This is a genomic window from Pseudomonas sp. RL_105y_Pfl2_101 (assembly GCF_963970585.1).
In the GTDB taxonomy this organism is placed as follows: domain Bacteria; phylum Pseudomonadota; class Gammaproteobacteria; order Pseudomonadales; family Pseudomonadaceae; genus Aquipseudomonas.
Map to the genome: position 1 here is coordinate 285,123 of NZ_CAXAPG010000001.1, position 16,252 is coordinate 301,374.

Annotated in this window: 19 protein-coding genes; 14 read left to right on the plus strand and 5 right to left on the minus strand. The window is 62.7% G+C overall.

Features of this window, described 5'->3' with window-relative positions; genetic code table 11:
- Positions 1-16: 16 nt before the first annotated feature.
- The 4 genes from AACY31_RS01200 to AACY31_RS01215 form a co-directional block, all read right to left on the minus strand.
- The gene (locus AACY31_RS01200; RefSeq protein WP_018601310.1) at positions 17-418 is read right to left on the minus strand and encodes a helix-turn-helix domain-containing protein; all 402 of its coding nucleotides are present in this window, start codon (positions 416-418) and stop codon (positions 17-19) included.
- Positions 415-711, minus strand: a complete 297-nt coding sequence (locus AACY31_RS01205; RefSeq protein ID WP_024617966.1) for a type II toxin-antitoxin system HigB family toxin — start codon at positions 709-711, stop codon at positions 415-417. Before AACY31_RS01205 ends, AACY31_RS01200 begins: the two co-directional genes overlap by 4 nt.
- Before the next feature lie 165 nt (positions 712-876).
- Positions 877-1,155, minus strand: coding sequence for a hypothetical protein (locus AACY31_RS01210; protein ID WP_018601315.1), 279 nt, complete (start codon positions 1,153-1,155; stop codon positions 877-879).
- Positions 1,156-1,767: 612 nt separating this feature from the next.
- Positions 1,768-2,673, minus strand: a complete 906-nt coding sequence (locus tag AACY31_RS01215) for a LysR substrate-binding domain-containing protein (protein WP_339483153.1) — start codon at positions 2,671-2,673, stop codon at positions 1,768-1,770.
- A gap of 207 nt (positions 2,674-2,880) precedes the next feature.
- Between AACY31_RS01215 and ycaC the strand changes: the two genes are divergently transcribed.
- Positions 2,881-3,507 carry an isochorismate family cysteine hydrolase YcaC gene (gene ycaC, locus AACY31_RS01220; RefSeq protein ID WP_339483132.1) on the plus strand — a complete coding sequence of 209 codons (627 nt, stop codon included), beginning with the start codon at positions 2,881-2,883 and terminating at the stop codon, positions 3,505-3,507.
- Positions 3,508-3,616: 109 nt separating this feature from the next.
- The gene (gene trxC, locus AACY31_RS01225) at positions 3,617-4,039 is read left to right on the plus strand and encodes a thioredoxin TrxC (RefSeq protein WP_339483131.1); all 423 of its coding nucleotides are present in this window, start codon (positions 3,617-3,619) and stop codon (positions 4,037-4,039) included.
- A 90-nt stretch (positions 4,040-4,129) separates the two neighbouring features.
- On the opposite strand, the gene AACY31_RS01230 is transcribed toward trxC, so the two are convergent.
- Positions 4,130-4,900, minus strand: coding sequence for a ParA family protein (locus AACY31_RS01230; protein WP_339483129.1), 771 nt, complete (start codon positions 4,898-4,900; stop codon positions 4,130-4,132).
- Between the two features lie 350 nt (positions 4,901-5,250).
- Here AACY31_RS01230 and AACY31_RS01235 point away from each other — a divergent pair, with 350 nt between their 5' ends.
- From AACY31_RS01235 to AACY31_RS01290, 12 genes are all read left to right on the plus strand, one after another.
- Complete coding sequence (locus tag AACY31_RS01235; RefSeq protein ID WP_339483127.1) at positions 5,251-5,979, plus strand: beta-ketoacyl synthase chain length factor; 729 nt, start codon at positions 5,251-5,253, stop codon at positions 5,977-5,979.
- Positions 5,955-6,764 carry a lysophospholipid acyltransferase family protein gene (locus AACY31_RS01240; RefSeq protein WP_339503700.1) on the plus strand — a complete coding sequence of 270 codons (810 nt, stop codon included), beginning with the start codon at positions 5,955-5,957 and terminating at the stop codon, positions 6,762-6,764. The genes AACY31_RS01235 and AACY31_RS01240 overlap by 25 nt, the downstream gene beginning before the upstream one ends.
- Positions 6,745-7,002 (plus strand): phosphopantetheine-binding protein, encoded by a 258-nt coding sequence (locus tag AACY31_RS01245; protein WP_042727925.1) that lies wholly within the window; start codon positions 6,745-6,747, stop codon positions 7,000-7,002. Before AACY31_RS01240 ends, AACY31_RS01245 begins: the two co-directional genes overlap by 20 nt.
- A 9-nt stretch (positions 7,003-7,011) precedes the next feature.
- A complete protein-coding gene (locus AACY31_RS01250; RefSeq protein ID WP_003197040.1) occupies positions 7,012-7,266 on the plus strand; it encodes an acyl carrier protein in 255 nt (84 codons plus the stop codon).
- Positions 7,263-7,808 carry a hypothetical protein gene (locus tag AACY31_RS01255; RefSeq protein WP_339483121.1) on the plus strand — a complete coding sequence of 182 codons (546 nt, stop codon included), beginning with the start codon at positions 7,263-7,265 and terminating at the stop codon, positions 7,806-7,808. The genes AACY31_RS01250 and AACY31_RS01255 overlap by 4 nt, the downstream gene beginning before the upstream one ends.
- Positions 7,805-9,484 (plus strand): AMP-binding protein, encoded by a 1,680-nt coding sequence (locus tag AACY31_RS01260; protein WP_339503702.1) that lies wholly within the window; start codon positions 7,805-7,807, stop codon positions 9,482-9,484. Before AACY31_RS01255 ends, AACY31_RS01260 begins: the two co-directional genes overlap by 4 nt.
- A 215-nt stretch (positions 9,485-9,699) precedes the next feature.
- The gene (locus tag AACY31_RS01265) at positions 9,700-10,434 is read left to right on the plus strand and encodes a glycosyltransferase family 2 protein (RefSeq protein ID WP_339483118.1); all 735 of its coding nucleotides are present in this window, start codon (positions 9,700-9,702) and stop codon (positions 10,432-10,434) included.
- Entirely contained in the window at positions 10,431-11,375 is a 945-nt protein-coding gene (locus AACY31_RS01270; RefSeq protein WP_339483117.1) for an LpxL/LpxP family acyltransferase, read from the plus strand. The genes AACY31_RS01265 and AACY31_RS01270 overlap by 4 nt, the downstream gene beginning before the upstream one ends.
- Complete coding sequence (locus tag AACY31_RS01275) at positions 11,356-12,900, plus strand: HAL/PAL/TAL family ammonia-lyase (RefSeq protein WP_339483116.1); 1,545 nt, start codon at positions 11,356-11,358, stop codon at positions 12,898-12,900. Before AACY31_RS01270 ends, AACY31_RS01275 begins: the two co-directional genes overlap by 20 nt.
- The gene (locus tag AACY31_RS01280; RefSeq protein WP_053185279.1) at positions 12,893-13,318 is read left to right on the plus strand and encodes an acyl-CoA thioesterase; all 426 of its coding nucleotides are present in this window, start codon (positions 12,893-12,895) and stop codon (positions 13,316-13,318) included. Before AACY31_RS01275 ends, AACY31_RS01280 begins: the two co-directional genes overlap by 8 nt.
- Entirely contained in the window at positions 13,315-13,908 is a 594-nt protein-coding gene (locus tag AACY31_RS01285; RefSeq protein WP_339483113.1) for a LolA family protein, read from the plus strand. The genes AACY31_RS01280 and AACY31_RS01285 overlap by 4 nt, the downstream gene beginning before the upstream one ends.
- Positions 13,892-16,234: an MMPL family transporter gene (locus AACY31_RS01290; RefSeq protein ID WP_339503704.1), complete on the plus strand. Its 2,343-nt coding sequence runs from the start codon at positions 13,892-13,894 to the stop codon at positions 16,232-16,234. The genes AACY31_RS01285 and AACY31_RS01290 overlap by 17 nt, the downstream gene beginning before the upstream one ends.
- The last annotated feature ends 18 nt before the right edge of the window (positions 16,235-16,252 follow it).

A 16,252-nucleotide genomic window follows, 5' to 3' on the forward strand; every position in this document is an offset into this window, starting at 1 on the left:
GCGCCGCGCCAAACCATCAAATAAAGGTCTCAACCGATACGCCGAAGCGCTCCGCCAGCCAGCGGATCTGCCTTAAATTGAGCTGGCGCTTGCCGCTCAATATCTCCGACACCACCGACTGGGTGCCGACACCCGGCAAGTCGCTCTGGCTCATCCCATGCTCGCGCATCAGATAGCGAAGTGTCTCGACGCCACTGGCCTTGGGCATTGGCCGATGTTGGTGATCCCAGGCCTCAATCCATTCACCGATGATGTCCACCAGGCTCATCAGAGGATGGGCTTCTTCTTCGCCAATCAATTCCAACAATTCATCGAGCGCTGCGACCAACCGGTCGTAATCCTCTTCGCTCCTGGGTTTGCGCAGCAGGGGCGACACAAACTCCCAATGGGCGGCGACTTGTTCGATCAGTGCACTCATCCCTTTTCCTCCTTCCACCTGCCTCTGTCGTATTCCCGATGGTCAAGCACGCATTTGATATACAGACGCTGCGCTCGGTATCGAATCACCGCAATCAGCCGCAACTTGTTTCCACCGATGTCAAACACATGCAGCGGACCGACCTTGTCGGTTGCCGGAAATATGGATTTCATCGCTGCGAAATCAGCCGGGCTATTGCGCTTGATCAGCCGATACCATTGATCCAACGCATTCGCTGAATGTGGCCATTTCTCCTTGGCCTCCCAAATGCGTTTCTCAGTGATCACATGCATGCAACGTCCTTATCGCATTTTGCTATGGGGAAGTTAAACACAAATCTGGCGCATCGCAAATTGCGATAGCGCCAGTTAGACAAATGGTTAGTTCTTGCTGGTTTCCAGCCTAGTCGCCAAAAGCTTTAGGTCTCGGTAAGAAATGTGAGCAGATATGAGTCCTGCTCACCCAACCTTATCGTTCCCCTGCTCAGGCGTCTCGATGCCCGGTTCCGTCTCGGCACCCTCTTCGCCAACCGGTTTGGCCGGCGTTTTTTTCTCCGGGTAACCGGGCATGCCGCGGGCGTCTTCAGGGGTCAGTTCATCCCGGTCGTGGCGGCGGTCGGTGGCGTAGGACGGGGCGGCGTTGGGGTCTTCGTCGCGGCCGGCGGTGCCGAGTACGAAGCCGTCATCGTTGGGGTTGTCCACTGTTTGGGGAGTGGCTGGGTCTTGAGGATGGCTCATGGGACCTCCTGAGTCTGCAAACAGATACGTAGTGTCTTTTTGAGGCCGTGACACCTTTTCAGTGCGGCGCACCTGATGAATGGCAGCCTTGAGTGCAAGCCCCACAATGGGATTGGAGTACGAGAGGGAGAGCCAGCCGGCTATCAGGCCGCCTCGCGAGCAAGCTTTGCTCCCACAGGACCTGCCCAAACAAGTCTGATGGGTGTACGACCGTGAGAGCCAGGTCGGCTACTAGGCCGCCTCGCGGTGGACGTTGATTTCGGGCGCCCCGTTAACCACGATGGCCGAAGGCAGGCATTGTGGAGTGGGCATCCCGGCATGGATGCCGGGATAGCCGCGCTGGGCCATGGATGGCCCTTCGCGGCGGGCCCACGGAGCAATGCCGGAGTGAGGGCACACCGAGCCTAGGCGAGGTGCCGAGTGGTGGGGCAAAGCGCTTTTGGTTACTTTTGGCGCTCTTCCAAAAGTGACCCGCTGTAAAAGCGGAACCCCAAGTGGCCGTTACCGCAGAAATGGATATGTACCCAGTCAAAAACCCCCGACCAACTATCAGGCCAGCATCGCAAGCAAGCCCACACACAAGGGAAATACGCTGGCATAGTGGCCTCCACGCTACGCCATATCACTCTGGCTGAATTCCTCGGCCAGAAAATCAAGCAGCGTACGCACCGACGGCAGCAACCCGCGTCGCGAGGCAAAGATCGCATGGACGATCCCGCACTTGGGCGTCCAGCCCGGCACCAGCTCCACCAACCGGCCGGCCGCTATGTCTTCGCGCACCACCACGGCAGGCAGGTGGGCGATGCCGATGCCGGCCAACACGGCGTGACGCAGGGCCAGCAAGTCGTCGGTCACCATGCGCGGCTCATGGCGGATCAGTGCACGGGTGCCGTCCGGACCGAACAATTCCCACTGGTATTCACGCTGCGGCGCCCCCCAGTGCACGCTAGACAAGCCGTTGAGGTCCGCCGGGGAGGCCGGTGAAGACAAGCGCTCCAGGAACGCCGGGCTACCCACCAGGCACTGGGTGCTGTTGCTCAACACTTTCATGACCATGTCGGTATTTTCCAGCGGCGGAAAGCGCACCCGCAAGGCGATATCGAACCCTTCATGGATCAAGTCCACCCGGCGGTTGGTGCTCTCGATGAACAGTTCCACCCGCGGGTACTTGAGCATATAGCGGGTCAGCATCGGCCCGACCCAACTGTTGAGTAGCGCCGTCGGGCAACTGATGCGCACCCGTCCCTGGGGTTCGGAGCGGTTGCGCTCGATCACTTGCGCCGCGCTCTCGGCTTCGACCCGCATCGCCAGGCAGCGCTGGTAATAGGCCTGGCCGATCTCCGTCAAGGTGCAGTGGCGGCTGGTGCGATGGAGCAACCGCACCCCGAGCCGCTCCTCCAGCTGGGCAATACGCCGGCTGAGTTTGGACTTTGGCATGTCCAGCGCCCGACCAGCGGCGGCGAAGCCACGGTGTTCGACCACCTGGGTGAAATAGTAAAGCGTGTTGAGGTCTTCGATGATCGTTCTCCAAATAGAACGCTAAGTCCATTTTTCGCAGTCTAGCGCATCAAAGGTGCCAGTTTTAATCTACACCCATCGAATCGCGACACGGATTGAAACCGGGGCGCTTCGACCGGATGAATCACCGATCAATCGCTGCAGCAACATTGAAAACCTTAACCACGCCGACACCTTCGGCAACCAAAACTCAATGAGGGCTACGCCATGACCACTTCCTACAACCGTCTCGACAAAGATAACGCCGCCGTTCTGCTGGTCGATCACCAAGCCGGCCTGCTGTCCCTGGTGCGCGACATCGACCCGGACCGCTTCAAGAACAACGTGCTGGCCCTGGCGGACCTGGCGAAGTACTTCCAACTGCCGACCATCCTCACCACCAGCTTCGAAACCGGCCCCAACGGCCCGTTGATGCCCGAGCTCAAGAGCCTGTTCCCGGACGCGCCGTACATCGCTCGCCCTGGCCAGATCAATGCCTGGGACAACGAAGATTTCGTCAAGGCGATCAAGGCCACCGGCAAGAAGCAACTGATCATCGCTGGCGTGGTTACTGAGGTCTGCGTGGCCTTCCCGGCACTGTCGGCCCTGGCCGAAGGCTTCGAAGTGTTCGTGGTCACCGATGCGTCCGGCACGTTCAACGAACTGACCCGTCAATCGGCCTGGGACCGCATGTCATCCTCGGGTGCGCAACTGATGACCTGGTTCGGCCTGGCTTGTGAACTGCACCGCGACTGGCGCAACGACGTGGAAGGGCTGGCGACCTTGTTCTCCAACCACATCCCCGACTACCGCAACCTGATGACCAGCTACAACACGCTGACCCACGCCAAATAACCCGCGACGCTGACCCCCCCTGTGGGAGCAAGCTCGCTCCCACAGGGTTTTTGTGTTGGTTTCTATATAGTGTTCAATCTGTGCCGATGATTTTCTGGAGACTGACCTGATGCTGATCCCCTGCCCCCATTGCAACGGGCTCAATCGCATACCCACCGAACGCCTGGGCGACCAGCCCAAGTGCGGGCGCTGCAAGGCCCAGGTGCTGTTGAGCAAGCCGTTCGAACTCAAGCAAGGCGACTACGCGAGCCAGATCAAGGGTGAGTTGCCATTGCTGGTGGATGTATGGGCCGATTGGTGTGGGCCGTGCAAGTCCTTCGCGCCCGTGTTCGAACAAGCCGCCGCGCAACTGGTGGGCAAATGTCGGCTGGCCAAGCTCGACAGCGAGGCCAACCAGCCGCTATCCGCGCAGTTGGGGATCCGTTCGATTCCCAGCCTGATCCTGTTCAAGGACGGTCGGGAAGTGGCGCGCCAGAGTGGGGCGCTGCCGTTGCCGCAGTTGATGGCTTGGTTGCGCAGCCAGGGGATTTGAAGCACAGCCTGGAAAGATCGCAGCCTTCGGCAGCGCCTACAGGGTTAGCGCTCATCCTGTAGGCGCTGCCGAAGGCTGCGATCTTTTGCTTCAAGCCTGCTCCAGCAACCCATGCAACTCCACGAACTGCAGGGTCAGCTTGTGCCGCGGGTCAAGGTGGATCAGTGGCAGGCTGGCCTGGTGGGATTCGCGCATGCGCACCGAACTGCTCAGGTACACCGGCAATACCGGCAGCCCTTCGGCGATCAACTCGTCGAGAATCTGCTGTGGCAGGCTGGCCCGGGCCTGGAACTGGTTGACCACGATGCCTTCGACTTCCAGGCCTTCGTTATGGTCTTCCTTGAGCTCTTCGATTTCCGCCAGCAGCCCATACAGCGCCTGTCGGGAGAAGCTGTCGCAGTCGAAGGGAATCAGCACCCGATCGGCGGCGATCAATGCTGAAACCGCATAAAAATTCAGTGAAGGCGGGGTATCGAGGTAAATCCGGTCGTAATCCTCCTCCAGCTCTTCAAGCAGTTTGCGCAGCTTGTTGATCTTGTGCTTGGCCTCAAGCTTGGGCTGCAGGTCCGTCAGTTCCGCCGTGGCGGTGACCACGTGCAGGTTGTCGAACGGCGTTTCGTAGATATCCACCTTGTTCTTTTTCGAGAACGGCCCGGACGACAAGGTCTGCTTGAAGAAGTCGGCAATGCCCATGGGAATGTCATCGCCGGTCAAGCCAGTCAGGTACTGAGTGGAGTTGGCCTGGGCATCCAGGTCCACCAATAGCGTGCGATAGCCTTCGCTGGCGCTGACTGCCGCCAGATTGCAGGCGATACTGGATTTGCCCACGCCACCTTTCTGATTGAACACCACACGCCGCATGTCAAAACCTCCGTGTACCAAAGATGCCCGAGTGTAGTAGGCAGCGACACCGCTTAGCTACCTTCTGCGTAGAAGGACTACAGCAACAGTGGCTTTTCCAACGATTCAGGCGTCAATTCGCCCAGACCGCGACAGAAACAACCGACAGACAGACTTGTGATGATCGCAACAATGGTCCAAGCCAGGCCTTGAGCAGCGCAACGCGTACATTTCGCTGAGCAAAATGTAACCAGTATTTGCTACAAGCCAATCGCACCGGGATAATGCGCGCCACTTGGGTCGCTAGGCCATGCAGGGTTGGACGCGGGTCAAACCACTGGACCGTGACAATAAAAGCCCGCAGGGGTGGGATGACGTTTGTGATCAATTTCAATATCGCCCAATGGCGCGCATGGGCCCCTGGGCTCGAAAGCGTGGACGATTGGCAGGCATGGAGCCGACAGCCGGTCGTATTGCCGACTAGCGATGCCGCCCCTGACGTTTCGTTCCTGCCGGCCATGCAGCGCCGGCGCCTCAGCCGCCTGGCGCGAATGGCCTTCAGTGTCGGCTGGCCGCTGGCCGAGGGGCGGGCGGACCTACCGTTGGTCTTTATTTCCCGCCACGGCGAAACCCCGCGCACTTTCGAGATTCTCAAGGACCTGGCCGCCGACCAGCCTTTATCGCCGACCCAATTCAGCCTCTCGGTGCACAACGCGGTGATTGGCCTGTGGTCGATCATGCGCGGCGAAACCAGTGAAATGACGGCCCTGGCCGCTACTGGCGACGGGTTGGAACACGGCGTGCTGGAGGCCGTCGCGCTGTTGAACGAAGGATCGCCTGCGGTGCTGCTGGTGATCACCGAAGAACAACCTCCACAAGTCTATGCACCGTGGGTCAATGACGTGCCGTTTCCCTATGCCATGGGCCTGCTATTGACCCCGGGTGACGACTGGCAATTGGACCTGTGCGCCCGCACCGGTCAAATGCCGGGCAGCGACTGGCCCCATGCCCTGGATTTATTGCGTACGCTGCTGGATGACAAAACCACCTGCCAACATGCCTGGAAGAATCGTGTATGGACCTGGCAACGCAACCGGTGACGGGTAAACACCGAGACGCCTATTACTGGCGCCTGATCGCGACCGCCCTAAGCTTCGCCCTGTTCGGGCTGGGCGGACTGTGCCTGCGTTTGCTGGTGTTCCCGTTGCTGGCCTGGTGGCCCGGCGATGCCCTGGCTCACCGCCAAAGGGCGCGCCGCACGGTCGGGCGGTTGTTCTGGTTCTTTATCCGGTTCATGGCCCGCACCGGCGTGCTCACCTACCAGATCGATGGCGCCGAACGGCTCGGGCGCCCTGGGCAGATGATCATTGCCAATCACCCGTCGCTGATCGACGTGGTGTTCCTGATCGGGCTCGTGCGCGACGCCAACTGCGTGGTCAAGCAAAGCCTCTGGGAGAACCCCTTTACCCGTGGCCCACTGCATTCGACCCAATACATCAGCAACGACGGCAGCATGGACATGCTCGATGCCGCCAGCGACGCCCTGCAAGAGGGCCAGACGCTGATCGTCTTCCCCGAAGGAACGCGCACCCAACCAGGTCAGGTACCGGCCTTTCATCGGGGGGGGGCGGCCATCGCCCTGCGGGGTGCGAAAATCCTCACACCCGTCACGATCAAGGTCTGCCCCACGACCCTGACCAAGGCCGAACCCTGGTATCGCATTCCCCGGTGCCGCGTGCACTTCAGTTTTCGCGTCGGGGCCGATATAGACCCACAGGCGTTCGCCGCGCTCGGCCCGCCACCTCAGGCTTCGCGCAGGCTTAACGATTTTTTGCATCACTATTACATCAAGGAGCTCGCCGAAGATGAGCGATCTGCACCGTGACATCAAACAGCTGATCATCGACGCCCTCGGCCTGGAGGATATTGGCATCGACGACATCGGCGACCACCAGACCCTGTTCGGTGAAGGCCTGGGCCTGGATTCGGTGGATGCCCTGGAGCTTGGCCTGGCGATCCAGAAGCAGTACGGCATCAAGATAGACGCCGACGCCAAGGACACCCGCAACCATTTCAGCAATGTGGCAAGCCTTGCGGCCTTCGTCACTGCAAAACGCCCCTGAGACCGGATCATGCAAACTCGTGACGATATTTTCCACACCCTGCGCGATGCTCTGGTCGAGCTTTTCGAGCTGGACCCTGAGCGTGTGACGCTGGAATCGAACCTGTACCAGGACCTGGAAATCGACAGCATCGATGCGGTCGACCTGATCGACCATATCAAGCGTCAGACCGGCAAGAAAATCGCCGCCGAAGAATTCAAGTCGGTGCGCACCGTCAATGACGTGGTCGAGGCGGTTTATCGACTGGTCCAACCGGCCGCATGACACGGCTGATTGGCCTCGGCCTGCTGCTGGCGGGCCTGCTCTACCCCTTTGCGGTGTATTTCGGCATGGAGCACTTTGCCCCGTGGCAGTTCGGGTTGCTGCTGGGTAGCCTGTGGCTGGCCCGGGCGTTGCTTGGCAACGACGGGGCCGGCAGCCGCTGGATGGCGGCCACGGCGATCGTGTTTTGTGTATTGCTCGCGCTGTTCGACAGCCCGCTCCTGCTGCGCTGGTACCCGGTGCTGATCAGCGCATTCATGCTCGGGCTGTTCGTGCTGAGCCTGAAATACGGCCCGCCGATGATCGAACGCCTGGCCCGCCTGCGCGAACCGCAGTTGCCAGCCAAGGCGGTGGTGTATACCCGCCAGGTCACGGTGGCCTGGAGTGTGTTTTTCCTATGTAACGGTTTGCTCGCCGCCGCCCTGACCCTCTGGGCGCCGCTGAGCTGGTGGATGTTGTACACCGGCCTGATTTCCTACGGATTGATGGGGCTGCTGTTTGCCATTGAATGGCTCATACGACAACGGGTAAGAGGCCACCCATGAATTGGATAACGCTTGAGCAGATGCTGCTCAAGGCTCAGCCGGAACGTGCCGTTGCGGTCGATCCGGCACTGAATCACTCGCAACTGCGGGACGCGGCGTTGCGCCTGGCGGCCGGCCTGCATGCCCGGGGCGTGCGACATGTGGCGGTGCACCTGGAAGATGCCGCCGACCTGGCCGTCGCCCTGCTCGGCGCCTGGCGCGCCGGAGCCCGAGTCCTGCTTCCCACCGACCTCCAAGCGCAGACACGCCAGCGTTGGGCGGCGGACGTGGACCTGTGGCTGACCGACCAGCCCGGCGATACACATCCCGACGCCTTGCAACAAGCGCCGATGGACGCCGCCGAACTGGACCTCGATCAGTGCTGGCTGAGCCTGTGCACTTCTGGCTCCAGCGGTGAACCCAAGCGCATCGAGAAAACCCTGCGCCAGTTGAGCAACGAGGTCCAGGCCCTGGAACACCTGTGGGGCGCCGACCTGGGCCCGGCCTGCATGATCGGCAGTGTTGCAACCCAGCACATCTACGGGTTGCTGTTCCGGGTGCTTTGGCCCCTGTGCGCCGGACGTGTATTCGTGCGGCGGCAATTGGCGTTCCCCGAAGACCTGCAACGCGCCAGTCGCGAACAACCGGCGTTCGCCTGGGTCGCTAGCCCGGCGCTGCTCAAACGCATGGGCGACAACCTCGATTGGCCGGCCTTGAGCTGCGTGCGCCGGGTGTTCTCCTCTGGCGGTGCCTTGCCGGCCGAGGCTGCGCAAAGCTTGCAGCAGCGCCTGGGGCAATGGCCGACAGAAATTTTCGGCAGTTCGGAAACCGGCGGCATCGCCTGGCGCCAGGGTGGCGGATTGTGGCAACCCTTTGCCGACGTCGAGCTGAGCCAGGACAGCGACGGCGCCTTGTTGATCGCCTCGCCCTACCTACCGACCGGGCATGTGGAACACACCGCCGACGCGGCGCGAATCGCCGAAGATGGGCGCTTCGAACTGCTCGGGCGACTGGACCGCATCGTCAAGCTCGAAGAAAAACGCATCTCCCTGCCGATGCTCGAACAAGCGCTGGTGACCCACGACTGGGTCAGCGAAGCGCGGCTGGGGGTGGTACAGGAGAATCGCGCCTCCCTCGGTGCGCTGCTGGTGCTGAGCCACGCTGGCCTGCGTGCCTTACGCAACCAGGGTCGACGCGCCGTTACCGAAGGCCTGCGCCGGCACCTGAGCGAGCATTGCGAAACCCTCGCCCTGCCACGGCGTTGGCGCTGGTTGCGGCAGTTGCCGCTCAACGCCCAGGGCAAGCTGCCCCAGACCGAGGTCGAGGCGCTGCTGATGGCGCCACGCCCCAAGGCCCCTGAAGTCCTGGAGCAGGTCGACACCGACGGCGAGTGGAGCCTGCAACTGGTCGTACCGCCAGACCTGGTGTACTTCAGCGGTCACTTCCCCACCGCGCCGGTACTGCCGGGCGTGGTGCAGGTCGATTGGGCCTTGAGCCTGGGCCGACAATTGCTGGACCTGCCGCCCCGGTTCGTCGGCATGGAAGTGCTGAAATTCCAGCAACTGGTGCGCCCCGGCGATGAAGTCCAACTGCACCTGCGCTTCGACCGCGAGCGCGGCAAGCTGTACTTCGCCTACCGCAATGACACGGCGGCCTGCTCCAGTGGGCGGATTGTGTTGGGGGAAAACAATGCCTAAGCATCCACACAGATCATTGTGGCAAGGGCGCTTGCTCCCGCAGGGTGGCGTAGGAGCTGTCGAGTGCAACGAGGTGGCGATCTTGTCCCTAGCAATTGAGTCCAAAGCGAAAGATCAAAAGATCGTCCGAACGCGGCACCGAGCCTTCGGCAGCTCCTACGGCGGGAGCAAGCGCTCTCGCCACAAAATGCTCCTTGGCCATCGAGACATGCCGCATGCATAACCCCTGCGCCGTCATCCCGGTCTACAACCACGAAACCGCCATCTCGGCGGTGGTCCAGGCGTTGCTCGCCAACGGCCTGCCCTGTGTGCTGGTGGACGACGCCAGCAGCCCGGCGTGTGCCGCCGTGCTCGAGCGGCTGGCCGAGGGCGAGCGGGTTCATCTGGTCAGGCTGGCCGTCAACCAGGGCAAGGGCGGTGCGGTGATGACCGGCCTGCGCGAGGCTTCGCGCCTGGGTTTCAGCCACGCCTTGCAGGTGGACGCCGACGGGCAGCACGATCTTGGCGACGTGAAGACGTTCATCGAGCAATCCCGTGCCCACCCCGACGCGGTGATCTGTGGTTATCCGCGCTACGATGCCAGCGTGCCGAAAGGTCGTCTGTATGCGCGCTACCTGACCCACGTGATGGTCTGGATCAACAGCCTGTCCTTGCAAATCCGCGACTCCATGTGCGGCTTTCGGGTTTATCCCTTGGCACCGACCCTGGCGCTGATCGACTCGGCCAATATCGGCAAGCGCATGGATTTCGACTCGGACATCCTCGTGCGCCTGGCGTGGCGCAATCAGCCGATGCACTGGCTGCACACGCGGGTCCATTACCCCCAGGACGGGGTCTCGCACTTTCGCCTGCTCCACGACAACGTGCTGATTTCCAGCATGCACACCCGATTGTTCTTCGGCATGCTCGTGCGCTTTCCCCTGATTCTCTGGCGACGGTGGCGGGCATGAGCCTTCAGGAAGACAAGCAACATTGGGCCGACCGCCAGGAGCGTGGCAGTTTCTGGCTGATGAAGCTCACCGCTGTCGCCGCCAAGGTGCTCGGCCGGCGCTTGCTGACCCCGGTGCTGTACGGCATCGTCCTGTACTTCTTCATTTTCGGCCGCAGCGCCCGCCAGGCGGCCTGGCAATATCAGCAGCGCCTGGCCGACTGGAGCACACGTCCTGAACTGCGCCCGACCCGCTGGCGGGTGTTCGGGCAGTTCATGGCCTTTGCCGACTCCCTGCTAGACAAGCTCGACGTCTGGAACGGCAAGCTGAGCATCGACCAGATCGAAATCGTCGATAAGGCGCTGCTGCGCAATCACTTGCGAGACACCCGCGGGCAAATGCTGGTGGGCGCGCACCTGGGCAACCTGGAAATGTGCCGGGCCCTGGCCGAGCTGGGCGAGAAAGTGACCATGAACGTGCTGGTGCACACCAAGCACGCCGAGCAGTTCAACCGCTTGCTGGGCGAAGCCGGTGCCACGCACCTGCGGCTGATCCAGGTCAGCGAGCTGGACCCGGTGATCATGTTGCAGTTGAGCGAACGCCTGGAGCGCGGCGAGTGGCTGGCCATCGCCGGCGACCGCGTACCGCTGCACGGCGGGCGCAGCGTGACCGTGGACTTCATGGGCCACCCGGCCGCCTTTCCCCAGGGCCCTTGGCTACTGGCCGGCCTGCTGAAATGCCCGGTCAATCTGCTGATGTGCCTCAAGCACGAGGGACGCTATCGCGTCATCCTCGAACCCTTCGCCGATGCCGTGGCATGGAAACGCAATGACCGCGAGCAAGTGATCGCCCACTGGGCCGGCCGCTACGCCGAACGCCTGGCGCAGTACTGCCTCCAGGGCCCCCAACAGTGGTTCAACTTTTACCCTTTCTGGAAGACCGATGACGATGCCCACTCCTGAGCCGGTAACCTTCGGCGAACGCCCCTTGCGCATCGAAGATGTGCTGGCCCTGGCCAACCGTCAGACACCGACGCAATTGCAAGATGACCCGGTGTTCCGCCAGCGCATTGCCAAGGGAGCGCAATTCCTCGATTCCTTGCTGGACAAGGAAGGGGTGATCTACGGCGTGACCACCGGTTACGGCGACTCTTGCGTGGTGGCCGTGCCGTTGCACCACGTCGAGGCCCTGCCGCGCCACCTGTACACGTTCCACGGTTGCGGCCTGGGCAAACTGCTCGACGCCCAGGCCACCCGTGCGGTGCTGGCGGCGCGTTTGCAGTCGCTGTGCCACGGCGTGTCGGGGGTGCGGGTGGAACTGCTGGAACGCCTCCAGGCCTTTCTCGAACACGACATCCTGCCGCTGATTCCGGAAGAAGGCTCGGTGGGCGCCAGTGGCGACCTGACGCCGCTGTCCTACGTCGCCGCCACGCTGTCCGGCGAACGGGAAGTGATGTTCCGCGGCGAACGGCGGTTGGCCGCTGACGTGCATCGTGAACTGGGCTGGACACCGCTGGTGCTGCGACCCAAGGAAGCCCTGGCGCTGATGAACGGCACCGCCGTGATGACCGGCCTGGCTTGCCTGGCCTTCGCCCGCGCCGACTACCTGCTGCAACTGGCGACCCGCATCACCGCGCTGAACGTCGTCGCCCTGCAAGGCAACCCGGAACACTTCGACGAACGCCTGTTCGCTGCCAAGCCACACCCGGGGCAGATGCAAGTCGCCGCGTGGCTGCGCAAAGACCTGGCAATCGACGCCCCAACCGCGCCGCTGCATCGCCTGCAGGATCGCTATTCCCTGCGCTGCGCGCCCCATGTGCTTGGGGTATTGGCCGACAGCCTGGGCTGGCTGCGCGCGTTTATCGAGACCGAACTCAATAGCGCCAACGACAACCCGATCATCGACGCCGAAGCCGAGCGCGTCCTGCACGGCGGGCATTTCTACGGCGGGCACATCGCCTTCGCCATGGACAGCTTGAAAAACCTGGTGGCCAACGTCGCCGACTTGCTGGACCGCCAGCTCGCACTGCTGGTGGACGAGCGCTACAACCATGGCCTGCCAAGCAACCTGTCCGGCGCCAGCGCCGAACGGGCGATGCTCAACCATGGCTTCAAGGCCGTGCAGATCGGCACCAGTGCCTGGACCGCCGAAGCCCTGAAAAACACCATGCCGGCCAGCGTGTTCTCGCGCTCCACCGAGTGCCACAACCAGGACAAGGTGAGCATGGGCACCATCGCCGCCCGGGATGCGATCCGCGTGCTGGAGCTGGCCGAACAAGTTGCCGCGGCTACCTTGCTGGCCGCCAACCAGGGCGTGTGGCTACGCAGCCGTGCCGAAGACGCACGAGCGCTGCCGCCGGCCCTGGCCGCCATGCACCAGCAACTGGCTGAGGATTTCCCGCCGGTGATCGAAGACCGCGCCCTGGAAGGCGAACTGCGCCTGTGCCTGCAACGCATCGCCGAGCAACACTGGAGGCTGCATGCGTAACCAAGGCGTTTTGCACGTTGACACACACATCGTGGTGCCGTTCTTCGATGTCGATTCGATGAACGTGGTCTGGCACGGCCACTACGTCAAATACCTGGAAGTGGCCCGCTGCGCCTTGCTCGACCTGATCGGCCACAACTACAACGACATGCTCGAATCCGGCCACGCATGGCCGATCATCGACCTGCAACTGCGCTACGTGCGCAGCGCCGTGTTCGGCCAGGCCCTGACCGTGCGCGCCAGCCTGGTGGAGTGGGAAAACCGGCTGAAGATCAATTACCTGATCAGCGACGCAGCCACCGGCGAACGCTTGACCCGTGCCAGTTCGGTGCAAGTGGCCGTGGACCTCGCCAGTCGCGAAATGCTGCTGGCCTCGCCCCGGGTCTTTGTTCAAGCCGTGGAAAGGAAACTGCCATGAAGCGCCTGGTTATCTGGCTGTTGCTGTGCTGCCTGGCGCCCGCTGCCCAAGCGTTCGACTTGCAACAACTCAGCGAGCAACTGGCCCGCCCGGAGGTGATCCACGGGCAGTTCATCCAGGAAAAACACCTGCGCGCCCTGCCCCAGCCCCTCACCAGCAAGGGGCGCTTCGTGCTGGCGAAAAACCACGGCCTGCTGTGGCTGCTGCAAACCCCGCTGCAACAGGACTACCGCATCACCACCCAGGGCATCGCCCGACGAGACGGCAGCACCTGGCAGATGTTGCCGAACAAGAGCGCCGGCGCCGAGCAGAACCGCTTGTTCCTGGCCGTATTGCAGGGTGACAGCACAGGCCTGCAGCGGGATTTCGAACTGAGCCTGTCGGGCGAGCCGCAACAATGGAAGCTCACCCTGACCCCGCGCTCGGTGCTGCTCAAACAGGTTTTCAACCAGATCAACATCGACGGCGGCGAACTGGTGCAGCGCATCGAATTGCTGGAAACCCAAGGCGACAGTACCGTGCTGCGCATGCAGGACACGACCAGCGCACACCCCTTGAGCGAAGCGGAGCAACATGATTTTGCCGAGTGAACGGGGGCTGCCCTGGCTGTTCGTGATGCTGCTGCTGGCAGTGCTCGCGCTCGCCGGTTGGCAATGGCGCAACGGCGCACCGCTGTCGGCCAATCTCATGGAACTGGTGCCAGGCACGTCGCCCGATGCGCTGGAACTCATCGCCGAACAACGCATGCAGGAACCACTCAATCGCGAGATGCTGGTGCTGGTCGGTCACACCGATCGCCAGCAAGCCATCGCCCTGGCGCAAACCCTGGGCCAGCAATGGCAGGCCAGCGGTCTGTTCGACAAGGTCCAGTGGACGTTGCAGGCCGACTTGCCGGCGCTGCGCGCGCAGTTGCTCAACGGGCGGCTGGCAATGCTCTCGGCGGCGGACCGGCAGCAATTGATCAAGCAGCCCCAGGCGTTCATCCAACAACGGGTGCAGGCCCTGTTCGACCCGTTCAGCGGCTTCAGCCTGGTGCCGAACCAGGACGACTGGCTGGGTCTGACCGGGCGCATCCAGAACAGCCAGCCACAACGCGGCGCGATAAAATTCGACATCGGCAGCGGTGCGTTGGTCGCCGATGCCGACGGTAAAAGCTGGGTGATGCTGCGGGCCCGCGCCCAAGGCAACGCCTTCGACATGAACCTGCCGCTGCAAGTGGCCGAGCTGCTGCAACGCAGCCGCGACCAGGCAAGCCAGGCCCAAGGGCAACTGCTGGCGGCCAGCGGCCTGCTGTACGCCGCCAGCGGCCAACAACAGGCGTCGCGAGAAATCACCTGGGTCGGCGGTGGCGCGACCATCGGCATCTTGCTGCTGCTGTTGCTGGCCTTCCGACGCCTGCGCGTGTGGTTGGCGTTCGTACCGGTGCTGGTGGGCGTGCTGTTCGGCGCGGTGGCCTGCGTGGCCTTGTTTGGCCACATGCATGTCATGACCCTGGTCTTGGGCTCCAGCCTGATCGGCGTCGCGGTGGACTACCCACTGCACTACCTGTCCAAGAGCTGGAGCCTCAAGCCATGGCGCAGCTGGCCGGCCTTGCGCCTGACCCTGCCGGGGCTGAGCCTGAGCCTTGTGACCACCTGCATCGGCTACCTGGCCCTGGCCTGGACCCCCTTCCCGGCCCTGACCCAGATCGCGATATTTTCCACCGCCGGGCTGGTTGGCGCCTACCTGGCCGCCGTCTGCCTGCTGCCGGCGCTGCTCAAGGGTGCAGAGTTGCGTCCAGCCCAATGGCCGCTCCAGGTCTGCCAATACCTGCTCAAGGCCCGCGAGGCCCTGCTGAAGCGGGTGCGCACGCCGGTCCTGCTGATGTTGTTGTTGTCGTTCTGCGCGGGCGGGCTCTGGCACCTGACCACGAAAAACGACATCCGCCAGTGGATCGGCACGCCTCAGCACCTCACCGACGAAGCCCACGACGTCGCGCGCATCACCGGCTTCCAGCCCACCAGTCAGTTCTTCCTGATCCGCGCCGACGATCAATCCCAACTGCTGGAGCACCAGACCGCCCTCAACGAGCGGCTGGATCAGTTGATCGGCCTGGAAAAGCTCCAGGGCTACCTGTCGCTGAACCAACTGGTCAGCCCGCCCGCCGAACAGCAGAAGGTGCGTGAGGCCCTCGCCCGCTTGCCAGCCTTCTGGCAACCGCTGCTGGACCTGGGCGTCCCAGTCGCCGCGCTGCAAGCGGAGCTAGCGCAACTACAGGCCCTGCCGGTAACCGACATTGACGCCGCACTGGCAGGACCGTTGGCCGAGCCGTATCGCACACTCTGGCTCGGACCAACAGCACAAGGCGTTGCCGCGGTAGTCAGTTTGCAAGGTTTGAACGATGCGGCGCTGCTGCGGGTACAAGCGGTGGATCTGCCGGGCGTCCTACTGGTGGATCGCCTGGGCGACCTCAACCGAGTCTTTGCCGCCACGCAGGTCAGCGCCGCCGAGTTGAAACTGGCCTCCTGCGTGTTGATTGTGCTGGTGCTGATCTGGCCGTTTGGTGTCGGCGGCGCCTTGTGCATCGTCGCATTGCCGCTGCTGGCTGCGCTGTGCAGCCTGGCGAGCCTCGGCTGGCTGGGGCAGCCACTGACCTTGTTCAGCCTGTTCGGCCTGTTGCTGGTGACGGCCATCGGCGTCGACTACGCGATCCTGATGCGCGAGCAGATCGGCGGCGCGGCCGTGAGCCTGCTGGGCACGTTGCTGGCGGCGATCACCACCTGGCTGTCGTTCGGCCTGCTGGCGTTGTCCAGCACACCGGCGGTGAGTCATTTCGGCCTGGCAGTGAGCCTCGGGCTGGCCTTCAGTTTCATGCTGGCGCCGTGGGCCGGGCGTCGGGAACACCCCACACCCGCTCAAGGACAAGACCCACGATAACTATGGATATTCGAGAAA

Bases quoted from the DNA above. Each gene is read 5' to 3' on its own strand.
- AACY31_RS01200 (WP_018601310.1), bottom strand. From the start codon at position 418: ATGAGTGCACTGATCGAACAAGTCGCCGCCCATTGGGAGTTTGTGTCG.
- AACY31_RS01205 (WP_024617966.1), bottom strand. From the start codon at position 711: ATGCATGTGATCACTGAGAAACGCATTTGGGAGGCCAAGGAGAAATGG.
- AACY31_RS01210 (WP_018601315.1), bottom strand. From the start codon at position 1,155: ATGAGCCATCCTCAAGACCCAGCCACTCCCCAAACAGTGGACAACCCC.
- ycaC (WP_339483132.1), top strand. From the start codon at position 2,881: ATGACCACTTCCTACAACCGTCTCGACAAAGATAACGCCGCCGTTCTG.
- trxC (WP_339483131.1), top strand. From the start codon at position 3,617: ATGCTGATCCCCTGCCCCCATTGCAACGGGCTCAATCGCATACCCACC.
- AACY31_RS01230 (WP_339483129.1), bottom strand. From the start codon at position 4,900: ATGCGGCGTGTGGTGTTCAATCAGAAAGGTGGCGTGGGCAAATCCAGT.
- AACY31_RS01235 (WP_339483127.1), top strand. From the start codon at position 5,251: ATGACGTTTGTGATCAATTTCAATATCGCCCAATGGCGCGCATGGGCC.
- AACY31_RS01240 (WP_339503700.1), top strand. From the start codon at position 5,955: ATGGACCTGGCAACGCAACCGGTGACGGGTAAACACCGAGACGCCTAT.
- AACY31_RS01245 (WP_042727925.1), top strand. From the start codon at position 6,745: ATGAGCGATCTGCACCGTGACATCAAACAGCTGATCATCGACGCCCTC.
- AACY31_RS01250 (WP_003197040.1), top strand. From the start codon at position 7,012: ATGCAAACTCGTGACGATATTTTCCACACCCTGCGCGATGCTCTGGTC.
- AACY31_RS01255 (WP_339483121.1), top strand. From the start codon at position 7,263: ATGACACGGCTGATTGGCCTCGGCCTGCTGCTGGCGGGCCTGCTCTAC.
- AACY31_RS01260 (WP_339503702.1), top strand. From the start codon at position 7,805: ATGAATTGGATAACGCTTGAGCAGATGCTGCTCAAGGCTCAGCCGGAA.
- AACY31_RS01265 (WP_339483118.1), top strand. From the start codon at position 9,700: ATGCATAACCCCTGCGCCGTCATCCCGGTCTACAACCACGAAACCGCC.
- AACY31_RS01270 (WP_339483117.1), top strand. From the start codon at position 10,431: ATGAGCCTTCAGGAAGACAAGCAACATTGGGCCGACCGCCAGGAGCGT.
- AACY31_RS01275 (WP_339483116.1), top strand. From the start codon at position 11,356: ATGACGATGCCCACTCCTGAGCCGGTAACCTTCGGCGAACGCCCCTTG.
- AACY31_RS01280 (WP_053185279.1), top strand. From the start codon at position 12,893: ATGCGTAACCAAGGCGTTTTGCACGTTGACACACACATCGTGGTGCCG.
- AACY31_RS01285 (WP_339483113.1), top strand. From the start codon at position 13,315: ATGAAGCGCCTGGTTATCTGGCTGTTGCTGTGCTGCCTGGCGCCCGCT.
- AACY31_RS01290 (WP_339503704.1), top strand. From the start codon at position 13,892: ATGATTTTGCCGAGTGAACGGGGGCTGCCCTGGCTGTTCGTGATGCTG.